This is a genomic window from Paenibacillus sp. TSA_86.1 (assembly GCF_052691815.1).
In genome coordinates, this window is sequence record NZ_JBQZGE010000014.1 from 39,346 (window position 1) to 57,856 (window position 18,511).

The window sequence follows — 18,511 nt, forward strand, 5'->3', positions numbered from 1 at the left end:
TGTCTCACCAATGTTCACCGTTATGCGTTATATGAAACGAATGATGAATATTGAAGAAGTTCAGGAAATTCGAAGGCGAATTCAAGACTGCTTACAACAAATAGTCATGGAATCATTCCATGACTATCTAGGTGCGGAAACATGATGTGTTTTCAAATGTTAAGGTTAGAGATTGTTGTCTTCAGCTACGTCTACAGCCTCGTTGTCGGCATCCTCTTCAACGGGTGCGTACTTGTCTATGCGGGCGTGACGGGTAATAATATCCCAGAGTTCTTCCTTGCCCAAACCTTCCTCGGATGAAAAAGGTACAAATAAGTCGCCTGAGCGAAGACCCAATCCTTCTTTGATCACTTTAATGTGTTTGGCTCTGCGTGTCTTAGGGATCTTGTCCATCTTCGTAGCCACAACAACTAGTGGAAGACCATGATGGCGCAGCCACTCATTCATCATTTTGTCATCCTTGGATGGTTCATGTCTCATGTCCACCATCTGCATAACCAGCTTCAGTTCATCGCGTTGCAACAAGTACTTCTCCATCATTTTACCCCAAGCAAAACGCTGCTCTTTGGAAACCTTGGCGTAACCATAGCCCGGAAAATCGACGAAATACAGATCCTGATTGATCTTATAATAGTTCAGCTGCTGGGTTTTACCCGGAGTAGAACTTGTACGCGCCAGATTTTTGCGGCTGATCAAACGGTTGATCAGTGATGACTTACCCACGTTGGAGCGTCCAGCCAGAGCAACCTCCGGCAGACCGTCATCTGGATATTGTTCAGGCCGAACGGCACTAATAATAAACTCAGATTGATTGACTTTCAAATTGCATCTTTCCTCTCTTAAACACCTGGAGCACAACCATTTCTACATTTCTGCTCGTATTATGCCATCATTCCTTCTATCATACCAAAAAAACGACCATTGTACTCAAAAAAAACAACTATTATACCCAAAAAAAATATCAAATCATAACAAAAGAACCGTTCCAGCGGACGCCGAAGGCTCCACAGAACGGTCTTCTTTACATACGATGTTTCGGATAAGCGTATTACAGTTGAATGCCTGTCTGTTCAACAAGTGCATGCTGTAACACCTGATCCATATGGGCTACGGGCACAAATTCCACATCTTCCTTGATACTGTCCGGGATATCACGCAGATCCCGTTCGTTATCCTTGGGCAACAATATTTTTTTGTAACCCGCACGGTGAGCTGCAAGTGACTTTTCTTTCAAACCGCCAATCGGCAGCACTCGCCCGCGCAGTGTAATTTCGCCAGTCATGGCAATGTCCTTGGATACATGTTTGTTCGTCAGAGCCGAGATTAAGGCAGTCGCCATCGTAATACCAGCAGATGGGCCGTCTTTGGGAATGGCACCTTCCGGTACGTGGATGTGAATGTCATTTTTCTCATGAAAATCCGAAGCAATGCCCAGCTGTGAAGCTTTCGAACGTGTATAACTGAAAGCCGCCTGGGCAGATTCTTTCATCACGTCTCCCAGCTTACCTGTAAGAGTCAGTTTGCCTGTTCCCGGCACCACGGTTACTTCGATCACAAGTGTATCTCCGCCCACCTCAGTCCATGCAAGCCCTGTTACAGTACCAATCTGATCTTCCAGCTCAGCCATGCCATAGCGGAACTTGCCCGGACCGAGATAGTCCTTCACATCATCCGGCAAGATCACAATCTGGCCCTCTGCACCGGATACGATATTTTTAGCCGCTTTCCGGCAGAGTGATGCCATTTGCTGTTCCAAATTCCGCACACCCGATTCACGCGTATATTCGCGAATAACTTTGAGCAGGCTGTCCTCCGGCACTTCCAGTTGATCCTCTTCCAGACCGTGATCCTTCTTCTGTTTGGGCAGCAAATAATTTTTGGATATTTGCAGCTTCTCCAGTTCGGTGTAACCCGGGATATTCAGCATTTCCATACGATCCAGGAGCGGACGTGGAATGTTGTGCACCGTGTTCGCTGTGGTTATGAACATAACGTTGGATAAGTCAAAGGGCAGCTCCACAAAGTGATCACTGAACGTATTGTTCTGCTCTGGATCAAGTACCTCCAGCAATGCAGACGATGGATCTCCGCGGAAGTCGGAAGCCATCTTGTCGATCTCATCCAGCAAAAATACCGGATTGAGTGATCCCGCTGTTTTCATCCCCTGGATAATACGACCTGGCATCGCCCCTACATAGGTACGGCGGTGCCCACGAATCTCGGCTTCATCCCGAACGCCGCCGAGCGAGATACGCACAAACTCACGCCCGAGCGATCTTGCGATGGAACGGGCAAGAGAGGTCTTACCCACCCCTGGAGGACCAACCAGACAAAGAATCGGACCTTTAAGCTTTTTGACAAGCTTCTGCACGGCCAGATACTCCAGTACACGCTCTTTAGGTTTCTCCAGGCCGTAATGATCTGCATTAAGCACATCTTCCGCCTTTTGAATATCCAAATCATCATCCGTCACTTGACTCCAAGGTAAAGCAAGCAGCCAATCCACATAGTTACGGATGACGCCGCCTTCCGCAGAGCTTGCCGGCATTTTCTCCAGTCGATCAATTTCCTTCTCGACCTTTTCTTTTACCTTGTCCGGCAGGCCAAGACTTTCCATCTGATCGCGAAGCTCTTCCACTTCGCCTGCACGGCCCTCTTTTTCACCGAGTTCCTTCTGGATTGCTTTCATCTGCTCACGCAAGTAATATTCCTTCTGGGTCTTCTCCATCTGTTTCTTGACACGCTGGCTGATCTTGCGTTCAAGCTCCAGCACTTCGCGCTCATTGTTCAGGATGTCCAAAAGTTTCTCCAGCCGTTCCCGCACGTCGATGGTCTCCAGAATTTCTTGTTTGTCCTTGATCTTCAAGGACAGATGGCTTGTAATCACATCCGCGAGACGCCCCGGTTCTTCAATGTCGGACACGGCCGCCAGTGTCTCGGGGGTTACCTTTTTGGACAGATTGATATAATTTTCGAATTGGTTCAGAACCGTGCGCATGAGGGCATCCGTCTCGGGATGGGTATTATCTTCCTCAGGCAGTTCTTGCGCCAGCACTTCATAATATTCCTCGTTGTCCGTATATTCAATAATTTCAGCCCGTTCCAAGCCCTCCACAAGTACACGAATCGTACCATTGGGCAGCTTCAGCATCTGTCTCACCTTGGCTACGGTTCCAATTCGGAAAATGTCCTCTCGTGTGGGTTCCTCAATATTTACCTCGGCTTGGGAACATAGGAGAATCAAATGTTCTTCTACCATCGCTTTTTCTAAAGCCTTGACCGATTTCTCCCGGCCCACATCGAGATGCAGCACCATACTCGGGTAGACGAGAAGTCCTCTTAAAGGCAGTAAAGGAAAACGACGACCTTTCGTTTTGCTCGGTCCCATCGCTTTCGCACCTCCAATGGCTCTCAGGTTGTAGTCATTCATTATTCTATCAAATGTTCACATAAAAAACCAATGAAGGGAAGCGCTTAGCAGCTCCCCGAATCTGTAACCCGTCCCGGACGAGGTGCCTCTGCCTGTAAATAGGATGCGGATGCCGGAGGGAAAATCTCCGGTTTCGGTGCTGCAGTCTCTTCTGCCGCCACCTTCTGTTCCACTTGCTGTTCTCCCGGCTCCCATCCAAACACTTCGCGGAATACCTCCTGAACCGTATCTACAGGGATTACCCGTAAGCCATCCAGATTGTCAAAGATAGACTGCCAGTTCTCCGCAGGAATAATAACCGTCTTCGCTCCGGCCTGGAAAGCCGCCTCCACCTTCGCCAGCACCCCGCCAATCGGCTTCACGCGGCCATGGATACTAATCTCGCCCGTCATCGCCAACTCATGATCTACAGGGCGCCCTTGAATGGCTGAAGTGATTGCTGTTGCCATGGCAATCCCGGCTGATGGGCCATCAATCGGCGTGCCTCCCGGAAAATTCACATGTAAATCGTAATCACTCGTGCGGATGCCCATCGCTTTTAATACGGTTAACACATTTTCAACCGAGCCTTTAGCCATACTTTTCCGCCGGAGTGTTCGGGAACCGCCTCCAATCTCCTCCTCATCCACAACACCTGTGATGTTGATGCGACCTTGCTCTTTCCGAGCAGGAACAGCTGACACCTCAATCTCCAGAATCGTGCCCATGTTCGGTCCGTAGACAGCGAGCCCATTGACAAAACCGACCTGCGGCTTGGAAGGAACCTTACGATCCGGCCTTGGCTGGATCTGACTACTTCCCGCCACCCACTCGACATCGGAAGCCTGAAGTGTCTCCCGCTTTTCGGTGAGTGCAAGTCCAGCAGCAAGCTGAATGATGTTGACCGCTTCGCGTCCATTGGTCGCATATCGCTTGACCACCTCTACAGCATCCGGACAAGGACTGAACCCGATTTTCTGCACCGCATCTTCCGCAATTCTTCCAATCTCCTCAGGTAACAATGGACGGAAATAGACCTCCATACAACGGGAACGCAAGGCAGGTGGAAGTTCATGCGGAGAACGTGTCGTTGCTCCAACAAGGCGAAAATCCGCTGGCAGGCCATTCTGGAAAATATCATGGATATAAGCAGGAGTATGCGTGTCTTCCGAGTTATAGTACGCACTTTCCAAAAAGACCTTGCGATCCTCCAGCACTTTCAACAGCTTATTCATCTGTATCGAATGTAATTCTCCAATCTCATCAATAAAAAGCATACCGCCATGTGCTTTGGTCACCGCACCTGGCTTCGGTTGAGGAATGCCGGCCACGCCCATGGCTCCTGCCCCCTGATAAATCGGATCATGAACAGAACCAATTAGTGGATCGGCAATACCTCGCTCATCAAAACGAGCAGTTGTCGCATCGAGCTCTGTGAATTTGGCATCGGGTTTGAACGGAGAGGTCGGGTTTTTCTTGGCCTCTTCCATCACTACCCTTGCAGCAGCTGTTTTCCCAACTCCCGGCGGGCCGTATATAATGACATGCTGTGGGTTGGCACTACATAAAGCAGCCTTGAGCGCACGCAGTCCGTCCTTTTGCCCGACAATATCGTTAATGGTGGCCGGACGTGTCTTCTCCGCCAGTGGTTTGGTCAGCGAGATAGAACGTAGCTTGCGAAGCTTCTCCAATTCTTTCTTTGATTCACGCTCAACGGCAGTCCGGTTTGTTTTCTGGCCCCGAAGCAAATTCCAGAAGTATAACCCGATCACCACTCCAAAAAATAACTGTATCAACATGAATACCATACCCAAGTCACCCATATTTCAACATCCTCCTGTTCTGTGCTTCATCTCATCTGTGATCATTCTAATACTTGGTAGTATAGCCTTTTCAACGAGACGTAAACGGAAGAAAGGGATTTTGTGCCGGAGAATTTGTTTGCGGGCATGCAAAAAGCCCGCCAAGTATGGCGGGCCTTCACATTTCAACGATTTAAAAGTATCACGATCGCAGAATACGATCAGAATATTTTTTGAACACTTGTACATAAAAAAATTAGTGCGAACGGCCAGGGATGATACCTGTTTCTTCATAGGCTTCGACTATTTTGTCGATTTCCTTTTTCAGTTCCTCTACCATGATCTCTTCCGGCACTTTACGAATCATTTTACCATGTCGGAATAGAAGACCTTCTCCACGAGCACCAGCAATGCCAATATCCGCTTCTTTGGCTTCACCTGGACCATTTACCGCACAACCGAGTACTGACACTTTGATCGGCACCTTAAGTTTGGAGATATACTCTTCCACCTCGTTCGCGATGGAGAAGAGATCAATATCAAGACGTCCACATGTTGGGCACGAGATCAGTGTAGCTGCATTAGAAATCAAACCAAAAGTTTTGAGCAGGTCACGCGCCACTTTAATCTCTTCTACCGGATCAGCACTAAGCGAGATACGCATCGTTGAACCAATGCCCATGGAGAGCAACGCTCCCATGCCCGCTGAACTTTTGATCGTTCCCGAGAATAGTGTTCCCGCCTCGGTAATTCCAAGGTGCAACGGATACGGAATAATCTGTGCAGCTTTGGTATAAGCTTCAATGGCCATCGGTACATCCGATGCTTTCAGGGACACGATGATATCGTGAAAATCAAGTTCTTCCAAAATACCGATATGGAACAAAGCACTTTCGACCATAGCATCCGCTGTCGGATAACCGTATTTTTCAAGCAAATGGTTCTCTAGTGAGCCCGCGTTTACTCCGATTCGGATCGGAATACCTTTATCTTTGCACGCTTTAACAACCTCTTCGACTTTGGCACGTTTACCGATATTTCCCGGATTGATCCGAACCTTATCAATGCCATTCTCAATGGCAAGCAAAGCCAACTTGTAGTTGAAATGAATATCAGCTACGAGCGGAATATGAATCTGCTTCTTGATTTCCTTAATCGCCGCCGCTGCTTCTTCATTATTCACCGTTACACGTACCACTTGGCATCCGGCTTCTTCCAGTCGCAAAATCTCGGCAACCGTTGCTTCCACGTCTGCTGTTTTAGTCGTACACATACTTTGAATAATGACCTCGTTACTGCCACCAATTGTCAAGTTCCCAACTTTTACGGGACGGGTGTCCTGTCTTAAATACATGAGTGATTTCTCTCCCCACAACGTCAAAGCTCCACTCTGACAAAAGACCATATATAAGCCTTCTGCCCAAGTGGAGAACTGACAAGTCTATATTTCAAAGCTCAGCTGAAGATGTGCTGATTAAGCACTCTCTTCCTGCTTATCATCCTTTGATTGGCCAAGTTCAGGCACAACTTTTTTCTCAACAACTTCTTCGGTAATAACACAGCTGGTTACGTCTTCACGTGAAGGCACTTCATACATGATTTCCAGCATGATTCCTTCAATGATTGCGCGCAAACCACGTGCCCCTGTATTTCGCTTGATTGCTTCTTTCGCAATCGCCAGCAATGCGCCCGGTTCGAACACCAGATTCACATTGTCCAGCTCAAGCAGTTTTTGATACTGCTTCGTCAGCGCGTTTTTCGGTTCGGACAGAATCCGTACCAACGTATCTTCATCCAGCGGCTCCAAAGTAGAGATCACTGGCAGACGGCCTACGAATTCCGGAATCAAACCAAATTTCAGCAAATCTTCCGGCAATACCATACCCAGGTATTCACCTGGTTTCAGATCTTTTTGCTCCGTAGCGGCGTTAAAACCAATGACCTTTTTACCGATCCGGCGTTTGATCATCTGCTCGAGACCATCAAAGGCACCGCCACAAATGAACAAGATGTTTGTTGTATCAATCTGAATGAACTCTTGATGTGGATGCTTGCGACCACCTTGCGGCGGTACAGAAGCAACTGTACCTTCAAGGATCTTCAGCAATGCTTGCTGAACCCCTTCACCAGATACGTCACGAGTAATGGACGGGTTCTCCGATTTACGTGCCACTTTATCAATCTCATCAATATAGATAATGCCGCGCTCTGCTTTTTCTACATCATAGTCAGCTGCCTGGATCAGCTTGAGCAGAATGTTCTCTACATCCTCACCCACGTATCCTGCTTCTGTCAATGAAGTTGCATCCGCAATAGCAAAAGGAACGTTCAGGATTTTCGCCATCGTTTGTGCAAGCAACGTTTTACCGGAACCCGTAGGTCCTAACAGCAAAATGTTACTTTTGGACAGCTCAACATCCTCAATCTTGCTTTGTGTATTGATCCGTTTGTAGTGGTTGTACACTGCTACGGACAATGATTTTTTCGCTTGTTCCTGACCAATAACATATTGATCGAGGATATCACGGATTTCCTTTGGCTTCGGAATATCTTTCAGGTCCAACTCTTCATCATGACCGAGTTCTTCCTCTACGATTTCGGTGCAGAGTTCGATACATTCATCACAGATGTATACCCCTGGTCCAGCGACCAGCTTGCGAACCTGCTCCTGAGATTTACCGCAAAAAGAGCATTTCAGTTGCCCTTTCTCATCGTTAAATTTAAACATGAAACCACCCCTTTAGGAATTGATCGGTCTGCTGAGCACCTGGTCAATAATGCCGTACGTTTTCGCTTCTTCAGCACTCATGAAAAAGTCACGGTCTGTATCCCGCTCAATTTTATCAAGGGGCTGACCTGTACGATCAACATATATTTGATTTAGTTTTTGACGAGTTTTAATGATCCATTCTGCGTGGATTTTGATATCCGCAGCCTGTCCTTGAACGCCGCCAAGCGGCTGGTGAATCATCACTTCACTGTTCGTAAGCGCATATCTTTTACCAGGAGCGCCTGCAGTCAGCAAAAGAGAGCCCATGCTCGCTGCCATTCCTACGCAAATGGTCGATACATCCGGCTTGATAAATTGCATCGTATCGTATATACCCATCCCTGCAGTAACAGAACCACCAGGTGAATTAATATACAAGCTGATATCCTTCTCAGGATCGTCGGCTGCCAAAAACAAAAGCTGAGCTATGACAAGATTGGCTACATCGTCATCAATCGCACTGGTAAGAAAAATAATGCGATCCTTCAGCAAACGTGAATATATATCGTAAGAACGCTCGCCTCGATTGGTTTGTTCTACAACCATTGGCACCAGACTCATGAGACCAACCTCTTTTCTACATGTAATTAGACATTGCTAATTGTAAAGCAAACCCAAAATCATTTTAACATGTTCCTGTGACAATGTCATTTTTCAAGAATCACGTCATCCTAGGGATGTTTACGATTTAGCCTGATCATATTTAACCATGTTTTCTATGTATGTGCAAATAACATCCATCCTATGCCGCCTTGGCTTTTTTTATTTCCAACCAAGAACAAAGGTATGAAATTAACGAAAAACGGGCATCTTGCATTAAAATGAACCAACATCCATAATACCACTCATTTTTCTATAAAATGGATGTCATAATTTAAAAATAAGGCACGCAATAACTCACGTGCCTTATCGTTTATACAACTGTCAGAATCACACAGCTTGTCTTATTTTTCGTCAGCTTCTGCAGCAGCTTCTTCGGCTGGAGCTTCAACTGGCTCAACTACTTTGCTGTTCTCAATAAGAACATCGATAGTTTTGCGCAATTTCACTTCATCACGAAGGCTTTCCAGGGAGCCATTGCCTTCAAGAATGCCACGAATCTCTTCAGCAGGACGCTTGTAAGATTCAGCCATTTTCTCCAGCTCTTGGTTTACCTCTTCATCGGATACTTCGATGTTTTCCGCTTTGCCTACTGCTTCAAGCACCAGGTTATTACGTACACGTTTCGATGCATCATCTTGCATTTGTGATCTCAAATCAGCTTGAGTCTGGCCGGAGAAGCTCAGGAACATTTCAAGGTTCATACCTTGGTTGCGAAGACGGTTGTCGAAATCGCGCATCATGTTCTGTACTTCACTTTCAACCATTGCAGAAGGGATGTCCACTTCAGCGTTCTCAGCTACTTTTTCTACAACTGCATTTTCCTGAGCAGCTTTGAACTCATCTGCTTTACGGGAATCCAGTTGTGTTTTGAGGTCAGCTTTGTACTCTTCCAGAGTATCAAATTCGCTAACATCTTTAGCAAACTCATCATCCAATTCTGGAAGCTGTTTGCGTTTGATTTCATGAACTTTCACTTTGAATACCGCTTGTTTACCAGCAAGTTCAGTTGCATGGTAGCTCTCCGGGAAAGTTACTTCAACGTCTTTGAAGTCGCCAGTGGAAAGGCCCAAAACTTGCTCTTCAAAGCCAGGAATGAACGTGTTAGAACCCAGTTCTAAAGAGTAACGTTCTGCTTGTCCACCTTCAAAAGGTACACCATCAACAGAACCATCGAAATCAATTACAGCTACATCGCCGTTCTCTGCAGAACCTTCGTCAAGAACAACCAGTTCAGCATGACGCTGTTGCAGACGCTCCAGTTCTTCAGCTACTTCAGCATCAGTAACTTCAGTTTTAGCTACAGCAACTTCGATTCCTTTGTAGTCACCCAGGGTAACTTCCGGTTTCACTGTTACTTTCGCTTTAAATTTGAAGGATTGACCTTTGCCAAATTGCTCAATGTCCACATCAGGACGATCTACCGGGAAGATATCCGTTTGATCGATCGCTTCTGTGTAAGCTTCAGGAAGCAGAATGTCGATTGCTTCTTGATACAGGCTCTCAACTCCGAAACGAGCTTCGAAGATTGGACGTGGCACTTTACCTTTGCGGAATCCAGGTACGTTTGCTTGTTTTACAACTTTATTAAAAGCTTTGTCCAGTGCTTCAGTTACACGTTCTGCACCGACTTCAACCTCAAGAACCCCAAGGTTCTTCTCTATCTTTTCCCAAGTTGCTTTCATTGTATACTTTCCCCTCCAAAATTCACATGTTCACGTAGGCAATCACGTACAAAATAACCATCTTAGTATAAACAAATTTACATTCTTTTTCAAGTAGATTCCCTTGATACGGTTTAAGGTAAACGTTTCCGCTCCCTTAATGGCCGTCCAAACCGGCCGAAACAAACTGTTTCATAGAGCGGTAAGCCTGCTCCAGTCGAAACCTCATCGCACCTGTCACAGCATACATTGAGCGTGTATTCTCTTCATCATGTGAGCCGCCCAGACTGTCCGCCACCGTCATATGCAGCGCAGCAGCCCAAATGTCTGTCATAGCGTCATTTGGCTCCAGCATGGACTGATAATCCCGTGTTCCATACACCGCCATGACATATTGTATCCACAGTTCCTGGGCAAAATAAAAGAGCGTAGGTTCATGAACCTCCGTCTGGTCTGCTACTCGTTCCAAAATTTGCACAATTTGAAGCGGAAATTCTTCCGGTTTAAGTGGAACGTCAGCGATCTCGATCTCTACATCTTCCTCACCTCTGGTGAATCGGACGATTTCTTGCCCCCCTCGGCGGCGCAGGGTTTGCAGTACTCTGAACTGCAGTAGCGGATGAAGTGTCTTCGTTTGCAGCCACTGGATCAGTTCCTCGTCTACTTTCGGAACGTCCAGAAATGCCAGTTGTTCCAGTGCCAATGTCGTCTGTTCAGTTAACGGCCCTTCCATAACGGTACGTAGCAGTTTGTCGGCATAACCATCGTCCTGTGCAAGCTTCAATTTGGCGTGTTGCCTTGCCATCATTTCCTCGCTAACGTCTTCTTCCTCTTCTTTACGGGTGATCGGCATTTCCATTTCTTCATATTGAGGAAATGCTGCTTGCAACCATTCAAGCAATGCCCTCCACTCATCGTAATGACGTTCATCCTGTCCTTGGCATTGCATCAAAAAGCGAAGCAAGTCCATTGCTTCACCGTAACGTTCATTTTCAAGCATAACCGTTAGCTGTATTTGGTAGTAGTCCAGCGTTTTTGGAAGCAGCACAATGTTGTTGTTCTCCGTGGCTCCCGGGGTCGTGGATTCCTTGATAGGAGCACCTCCTCTGTTCCTGAATCTGCAGCCGGAATCGACTATGAATAGATATATATCAACGAAATATGGATCTATTTTCTGAGTTCTTCTGATATTCTAACATAACCTTAATTAGAAAGAAAAAAACGTCGCAGCCGCCAAATATCATATACGAAAATGAGCATGAAATAAAACATTTGATATTATTATTTATATATGGTAAAATCATTTTTGCTTGAAAAATTTCATGTCTCAGTAGCTCAGCAGGATAGAGCAACGGCCTTCTAAGCCGTCGGTCGGGGGTTCGAATCCCTCCTGGGACGTCATTTAATGAAGCTTCCTTCGGGAAGCTTTTTTTTGCGTTCTGGGGATGAGAAGCCCAAAGGTTCGTCGGAGCATCCGCTTCGAGAGCGCAAACATCGCAGTCTCGACTGTTCTTACTTTTTTCTCAACACTGACTTTGTGCTTTCAACTACAGACTACAGGCAGAATGCCTTTCTTGAGAGCTAATAAGGCGTTTCACAGTGAAATTGCCTCTCTCCATCATGCAATAGCTCCTCTCCACCGTGCCACAAAACTCTAACGATCACCAGAGACGCTATTTGCCCCATTTTCGCCGATTACATTTTCTAACGATCACCAGCGAGCTTATTCCCACAATTTCGTGCTTATTTTGTGCTTTTTTGAGCTTCATTGGCTAATTAACGTTCCTGAGGATCGTTAGAATTGGTAAAGACTCTTTTTTCTCCATATAACGTTTCTCGTGATCGCTAGAATTAAACACATCCATTGAACCCATTAGAACCTCCCGGTGATGTTTCGACCGATAGACTGATAGACCCTTATTCCCTTATAATACCTTTCCTTAATATATCGTCTTCCCAAAGTTATACATTCCTGTGTTCTTTGTTCTTTTGTTTTTGTGTCCCTGTGTTCTTGCGTTCTTACAATCCTTACATCCGTACATTCTCGCATTTCTATATTCATGAATCTCTATATACAATATTCCTTTAATTCTGCCCTATACATAAAAACTCGGAGAGTGGAAGATAACCTAGTTCAACAATAAAACCTTAGCCAACAGCCATGTGAAAAATAAAAATAGGGATCATTCAAACTTCACGCGGAGCAAGAAGTCATGTGTCACCTGTTTAATCTTACACGATGACATTAGTGTAAATTGCTCGAAACAGCGGTTGGCTCTGTTCAGTTTTGTATTTCATTCCTCCATATTGACACACAATGTTATGCTTGATTAATGGATATTGTACCAATTCATACATATCCGCTTTATCTTGAGGTTATACTTAGTGACTGCTAGTGACTTAGTCATCACTTCCAAGTAACTTGTTTTTCACTTCTTAGTTACTTGTTTGTTGGTTGGTCACCCACTTTTTTTGTTACTCACTTACTTACTTACTTGTTCCTTACTCGCCCTTGTTTTTCACTCGTCCTTTACTTGTTATTTACCAACTTTGTGACCTAGCTTGACTCTAACTTACTAGAAACAGGAGACTAATCATGTCATCACCTACACAACAAAAGCATTCCATCCATTCTGAGGGAGAACAACCGTCACCACAAACTCCTCATAAATTCGGGATGTTACTCGCTGGAATCATCGTTATCGCTGCTACTATGCGATCACCTATCACAGCTACCGGCCCTGTCATTGAATTAATTCGATCTGACACCGGCCTTGGTCATACGATGGCAGGGCTTCTGACTTCACTGCCTTTGATTGCCTTTGCAGCCGTTTCACCTTTTGCTCCGCGTCTTGCCAAACGTTTTGGATTGGAGACCGCACTTCTGCTTGCTGTAATCATTGTTACGGGCGGAATCACCTTGCGCCTACTCCCTTCCGTTCTGGCTTTATATGCAGGAACAGCGCTTTTGGGATGTGGCATCGCGCTCAGCAATGTGTTACTCCCAAGTTTGATCAAACGCGATTTCCCGTTACGTGTCGGTATCGTCACCGGACTCTACTCGGTTTCGATGAACATGTTCGCTTCGATCTCTTCGGGCATTAGTGTGCCTGTGGCAGCAGCCTCCTCGCTCGGCTGGCGGGCTTCATTGGGCATGTGGGTCATTCTTTCTATACTGGCAGTCCTTTTGTGGCTGCCACGAGCCAGAAAAGGGCGCAAACAGATGTTATATGTAACCTCCCAAAACGAGAATGCACCTACACGTTTACGGACGTCTTCCTTAGCTTGGTTCGTGACGTTGTTTATGGGCATACAATCGTTAATTTTTTATACAACGATAACTTGGCTTCCCGAAATTCTCGCGGACCAGGGATTCAGCGCGGCCTCGGCTGGCTGGATGTTGTCTCTGATGCAAATGGTTAGTGTACCCGCCACCTTTATCGTTCCGATTCTGGCTGGAAAAACGCGTGACCAACGGCTGCTGACCACCATAACATGTTTGTGTCTCATGATCGGATATGCGTTGCTATTCAATCATGCGTTTGTGCTCGTCACGATCGGGGTTGCTTTAGCAGGGATTGGCGCCGGGGCCTCATTTGGTCTGGTCACCATGTTTTTTGTTCTTCGCACGACTCATGCTCGGGAGGCCGCAAGCCTCTCCGGAATGGCTCAATCTTTTGGTTATATGCTTGCGGCAGGAGGCCCTTTACTGTTTGGTTTACTGCACGACTGGACACACGGCTGGACACTCCCGCTGCTCATCCAGGTTCTTTTAGCGGCAGGGCTACTCATGACAGGTATTCAGGCAAGTAAAAACCGAACGGTCTCTTAGTTTTCAAAAAAAACACCCAGGGGCGGACATTTGTCCTTCCTGTAAGCAAACAACAAGAAACGGCCTCTCCTGTACATCTAACAGGAAGGGGCCGTTTCTCATATCCACCTTACGTCCCTCACCGACTTCACGTCGGATAGGGGACGAGGCACTACTTTTCACAAACAATCTTAGTTTAGATGATTATTTCTGTTACTTCACCTTCACCGTAATGGTATTGCTGTCGGTCACCCCGGCAGCGTTAACCAACTCGGCTCGGTACGTATACGTACCAGATGCTTTGCCTTTTACTGCTGTCACAGCAAATTGCGGCAGTGGTGTTGTCGCTTTGAGTGACTGCGTATCAATCAACTCATCATTTTCATAAAGACGATACTCGGTTGCATTTGTTCCCCACCACAAGTTCATCATCACCTTGTAGTTGCCGTTCACATCCCAATTATCATGGGAGAGCACTGCTTTGCCCGGCAATGCATCGGTTACCCGTACAGTCAATATCTGACTGCGCGTTACACCCTTATCATTGGCAAGTTCAGCAACATAAGTATAGGTGCCATTAGTTTTGCCTGAAATTTTCGTTTGAGCGAACTGGGCCCATGGTGCGTTGTAGGTCAATTTTTGTGAATCAACCAACACACCATCCTCATACAACTTGTAGCTCGTGGCATTTTCACCCCACCACATGCTCATGGACACGGTATAATCGCCCCCTAACAGACCGTTAACAAAGCCGTTATTATGGGACAACGTAGGCGTTCCAGGTGCTTTGGTTGCCGGTGATTCAGGTTCAGCAGCCTCTACCGTAATCGCTGTGCTGGTCGTACCTGAAAGACCTTGCTCGTCTTTTACCGTCGTTTCTACAGTATACGTACCACCTTCGACACCCTCCAATGCATATTGGAAGCTGCCATCTGCCTGAACATTAAACGTGCCTTCTTTCAACGTGGAGCCATCATCCTTTTTCACAACGTAGGATGCTTTCAGCGCTGTCGTCGGGTCAAGCTGGATACTCCAGCCTTTCGCCAGTGCAGGAGCAGCACGGAAATACAGATCATCCACTGTACCGTTAATGACAACCGCATCCTCCGCTTTGAACTCCAGTGTTTGTGGAGCAGTCACTGCAGGAGCTGTCTTTTTAACCAAAAATGGAGACGTATCTTCCTTATAAGTCTTGCCATCTGCACCGATGGTTGTAATATCTACGGTATACACGCCGTCTGCAAGTTCAGTGACTTCTTCCGTCGTGTAATCCGAATACTGACCATCCCAAGCCAGCGTATATCTTGCATTTGCATTAAAATTATAATAATTGCCAAAAATTGAACCAATGTAGCCATCTTGATAATGACCACCTTCAGGATCAAGGCCGTTATAGATCTCGATCAGCGCAAACGTCATCGGATTATGAAACTCCATCGCAACGTTCAACGTGTCCAGTGACCCGTCCGCCTTCAATGGATAATAGAACGGGTTCTTCGTAGTTCCTTTTACCGTTTCAATGTATTTCACACCGCTTGAAGTCACATTAAAGTGAGCTACATATGGTACTGTAAACGTGTTAGTTCCATTTGTAATTTCAATGTAGCCTTGTGCCTCAGTTAGTGCCGTGACACCACGAGGAACTGTTACCGTTACAGCGAGCTCTTCTTCTCCATTCAAAGTGAATGAAGCTTTATCAACGGCAACAGATACTCCAGGCACGGTGCGAATCGGATTCACATTTACCGTGTACTCGCCGCCACTTCCATTTAAGGCCTGAACCTTGATCGTTTTGGTTACGGTTTTCTCATCAGTACTCATGAAATTGCCGTAGTTAATGCTTCCTGTAATGTTTTCTTTCTCCACAACCGAGCCACTCTCGGTATACTGGGTCACATCCATCACTTTGACAAAAGCGGCTGGATCAATGGATTTCACTGCTTGAATACGGCCTGCCCCTTGATCAAACACATCGTATTTGGCTGTGTCCATGATTTTGGCATTATTCATCAGAGCAACTTTGACATCAAAAGGTGTCCAATCCGGGTGCTTTTCAAGCAACAATGCAGCGAGACCGGCTACATGCGGTGCAGCCATACTTGTTCCACTTTTGCGATCATACGCTTGCGCATAATCTGCCCCTGGCTCATCTTTACCATAAGCAGGAATGGTCGACAAAATGCTGGAACCCGGTGCAACGACATCCGGTTTAATATCCAACGTTACTTTGGCAGGCCCGCGGGAACTGGAAGAACTCATCTCATCCCCAGGTGTCTGACCGCGCTCAAAATCACTGAAACTTACTTTAACTGGCTGGCTCGCATCCAGTGCAGCCTTAATGACTTCGCCGTCCTCCTTCGACATGCTGAGTGTCGGAATCAGATCAAAGTTGTCTCCAAGGCTTACCCCGATTGGACCCGGGATATTGTTATACACAATTACCGCCACAGCTCCGGCTGCTTTGGCATTGGCAATCTTCTCAACAAAAGCAAGTTCACCACGCTGGATCAAAGCGATTTTACCCGTTAAATCCTTACCTTCGAAGTCAGCAGGTTTACCCAGAGCTGCAAATTCAACGTTATATCGATCTGTCAACACCGCTTCAGGATCAGCCGCAAGACTCCATCCCATCACATCCAAACGGTACACGGATTCGGTCACAGACAAAGGTGTTTGTTCTACATTCTCTGGTTCTGCTGGTTCAGTTGCTTCTGTTGTTTCTGACGCTGGGGCAGTAACTTCATCAACTGTTCCTTTGCCAGCATTGGCTTCTGGGGCTACAGCCTGACCAGATTCAGTTTGTGCGGGTGCATCCTCTCCCGCTTCACCTTCTGGTGCAGTCGCTTCAGCCCCACCTTCAGGTGCAGTAACCGTTGTAACCGCAGGCTCCTGCGTTTCAGGGGCATTCCCTAATTCAGGGGTTTGCTCAATTTCTGGAGCCGGCTGTTGTTCAGGCGCTGTTTCCTGGCCTTCTTCACCGATCCAGAAATGGGTGTTGGCCGTAATCACCTGACTAGGGCCTGTAGAGTTACCTACAGTAATCGCCATAGCAGACGCCCCCGGTGAACCAAGAGTATAACGGTTAGGACCACTGTTTCCACTGGATACAACCGCAGTAACTCCAGACAACATCGCATTATTCAATGCAACCGATGTCACATAGCTTGGATCATTGTTTGCGGCACCAAGCGAAAGATTGATAACATCCATTCCATCCGCTACTGAACGGTCAATCCCGCCGAGTACCCAGGACGTCTGTCCACTGCCATATGGACCTAAAACACGGTAAGCATAAATATCCGCTTCAGGAGCGATACCCACGATACCATAGTCTCCTGCTTCACGAGCAGCTACCGTACCCGAGACATGTGTGCCGTGAGAGGTATAATAAGAGCTTCCTCTGTCATCAAATTCAGGCTGGCCTGACACCTTCCATTCCTGATAGGTCGCTTCATATGGATCATTGTCATTATCTACAAAATCCCACCCGCCTTTATAGGCATCACGCAGATTCGGGTGAGTGTAATCAATCCCGGTATCAATAACGCCAACTTTCACACCTTTTCCTTTGTATCCCAAATTCCATACTTCAGGAGCTCCAATAAAAGGGGCTGTATCTTTCATGTGCGGATTAACTTCGCCTTTGTCTGGCGCCAGCTTCACTTCATAGTCAGGATATACACTGACTACACCTGGTATTTGAAGCAATTGTCCCAATTGATTGCCCTTCACTTCAAGGGATACACCATTAAGGGCATATGCATAATTGTCTAGCACTTCGTGTTTGATTTTTTTCTGAGTGAGGCTATGTACAAATGACTGTTGTTGGTCTTCAACTTGAGTCACAGCCTTTGTTTCCATAGAGGAGGTGAACGATCTTCCTGAGAGGGTTGATTCGCCTTGTGCTACAGCAACGGGTTTATTGGAAAGTTCAACGATGACCCGTGTGTTCTCTCCGCCAAGACCTTCCAGACTTTTATCTAGAAATGGATCTGCAGCAATTCGAGCTTCCCGACCGGCAAGTACCTCTCTCATATGCTTTGCTTCGTTGCTGTTTAATGTGTTATCCAGTTGAATGGCTGAATCCGCAGGAGCGGCTCCGGCTGCAGGCAGGATAAGGGAAAAAACCATAAGGACGCTCATTAACATAGATATCAATCGTTTATTCAAGGCGATGCCCTCCTTCTTCGTGTATATGCCTCACCACATGGGGTCTTGTTGCCAGAAGCACTGCAATACTTTCGACCAATTCACCGCCAATCTGCAAGATGTTTGACCCCTGGTAAATTATTCTACCAAAATATCACAAATTCCTTCTAATTACTTACATTTTGATATAGAAATTACTTATATGGGTCTTTAGAACGATAAACATTCGCAGTTGTATATTTTTGTCGTTTGAATATTAAAAATTAAAACATTCAAGTTAAAACAAGAAAAAACCATGCTTCTCTA

10 protein-coding genes and 1 tRNA gene are annotated in these 18,511 nt (G+C 46.3%); 2 read left to right on the forward strand and 9 right to left on the reverse strand.

The annotated features are described in order from the left end of the window. Positions 1-165: 165 nt before the first annotated feature. From yihA to ACUTVW_RS21510, 8 genes are all read right to left on the reverse strand, one after another. Entirely contained in the window at positions 166-822 is a 657-nt protein-coding gene (gene yihA / locus ACUTVW_RS21475; RefSeq protein ID WP_445647635.1) for a ribosome biogenesis GTP-binding protein YihA/YsxC, read from the reverse strand. A 226-nt stretch (positions 823-1,048) separates the two neighbouring features. Continuing rightward, entirely contained in the window at positions 1,049-3,388 is a 2,340-nt protein-coding gene (lon, locus tag ACUTVW_RS21480) for an endopeptidase La (protein WP_445647636.1), read from the reverse strand. 86 nt (positions 3,389-3,474) lie between these two features. After that, positions 3,475-5,232, reverse strand: coding sequence for an ATP-dependent protease LonB (lonB, locus tag ACUTVW_RS21485; RefSeq protein ID WP_445647637.1), 1,758 nt, complete (start codon positions 5,230-5,232; stop codon positions 3,475-3,477). 235 nt (positions 5,233-5,467) lie between these two features. Next, positions 5,468-6,565 (reverse strand): flavodoxin-dependent (E)-4-hydroxy-3-methylbut-2-enyl-diphosphate synthase, encoded by a 1,098-nt coding sequence (gene ispG / locus ACUTVW_RS21490; RefSeq protein ID WP_445647638.1) that lies wholly within the window; start codon positions 6,563-6,565, stop codon positions 5,468-5,470. A gap of 120 nt (positions 6,566-6,685) precedes the next feature. Beyond that, positions 6,686-7,939 (reverse strand): ATP-dependent protease ATP-binding subunit ClpX, encoded by a 1,254-nt coding sequence (gene clpX / locus ACUTVW_RS21495; RefSeq protein WP_342552538.1) that lies wholly within the window; start codon positions 7,937-7,939, stop codon positions 6,686-6,688. Between the two features lie 12 nt (positions 7,940-7,951). After that, positions 7,952-8,542, reverse strand: coding sequence for an ATP-dependent Clp endopeptidase proteolytic subunit ClpP (gene clpP / locus ACUTVW_RS21500; RefSeq protein WP_090919143.1), 591 nt, complete (start codon positions 8,540-8,542; stop codon positions 7,952-7,954). A gap of 383 nt (positions 8,543-8,925) precedes the next feature. Beyond that, on the reverse strand, positions 8,926-10,266 hold the full coding sequence (gene tig / locus ACUTVW_RS21505; protein ID WP_445647639.1) for a trigger factor: 1,341 nt from the start codon (positions 10,264-10,266) through the stop codon (positions 8,926-8,928). Positions 10,267-10,402: 136 nt separating this feature from the next. Further along, a complete protein-coding gene (locus ACUTVW_RS21510) occupies positions 10,403-11,245 on the reverse strand; it encodes a hypothetical protein (protein ID WP_445647726.1) in 843 nt (280 codons plus the stop codon). 324 nt (positions 11,246-11,569) lie between these two features. Here ACUTVW_RS21510 and ACUTVW_RS21515 point away from each other — a divergent pair. Continuing rightward, positions 11,570-11,643: transfer RNA gene (locus ACUTVW_RS21515), tRNA-Arg, on the forward strand. Between the two features lie 1,198 nt (positions 11,644-12,841). Further along, complete coding sequence (locus ACUTVW_RS21520) at positions 12,842-14,077, forward strand: CynX/NimT family MFS transporter (protein WP_445647640.1); 1,236 nt, start codon at positions 12,842-12,844, stop codon at positions 14,075-14,077. 192 nt (positions 14,078-14,269) lie between these two features. On the opposite strand, the gene ACUTVW_RS21525 is transcribed toward ACUTVW_RS21520, so the two are convergent. Beyond that, a complete protein-coding gene (locus ACUTVW_RS21525; RefSeq protein ID WP_445647641.1) occupies positions 14,270-18,226 on the reverse strand; it encodes a S8 family serine peptidase in 3,957 nt (1,318 codons plus the stop codon). Between the last annotated feature and the right edge of the window lie 285 nt (positions 18,227-18,511).

What these genes read in the sequence shown, in the direction of transcription:
- lon (WP_445647636.1), bottom strand. Translation starts at nt 3,388, where the DNA reads ATGGGACCGAGCAAAACGAAAGGTCGTCGTTTTCCTTTACTGCCTTTA.
- lonB (WP_445647637.1), bottom strand. Translation starts at nt 5,232, where the DNA reads ATGGGTGACTTGGGTATGGTATTCATGTTGATACAGTTATTTTTTGGA.
- ispG (WP_445647638.1), bottom strand. Translation starts at nt 6,565, where the DNA reads ATGTATTTAAGACAGGACACCCGTCCCGTAAAAGTTGGGAACTTGACA.
- clpX (WP_342552538.1), bottom strand. Translation starts at nt 7,939, where the DNA reads ATGTTTAAATTTAACGATGAGAAAGGGCAACTGAAATGCTCTTTTTGC.
- clpP (WP_090919143.1), bottom strand. Translation starts at nt 8,542, where the DNA reads ATGAGTCTGGTGCCAATGGTTGTAGAACAAACCAATCGAGGCGAGCGT.
- tig (WP_445647639.1), bottom strand. Translation starts at nt 10,266, where the DNA reads ATGAAAGCAACTTGGGAAAAGATAGAGAAGAACCTTGGGGTTCTTGAG.
- ACUTVW_RS21510 (WP_445647726.1), bottom strand. Translation starts at nt 11,245, where the DNA reads ATGCTTGAAAATGAACGTTACGGTGAAGCAATGGACTTGCTTCGCTTT.
- ACUTVW_RS21520 (WP_445647640.1), top strand. Translation starts at nt 12,842, where the DNA reads ATGTCATCACCTACACAACAAAAGCATTCCATCCATTCTGAGGGAGAA.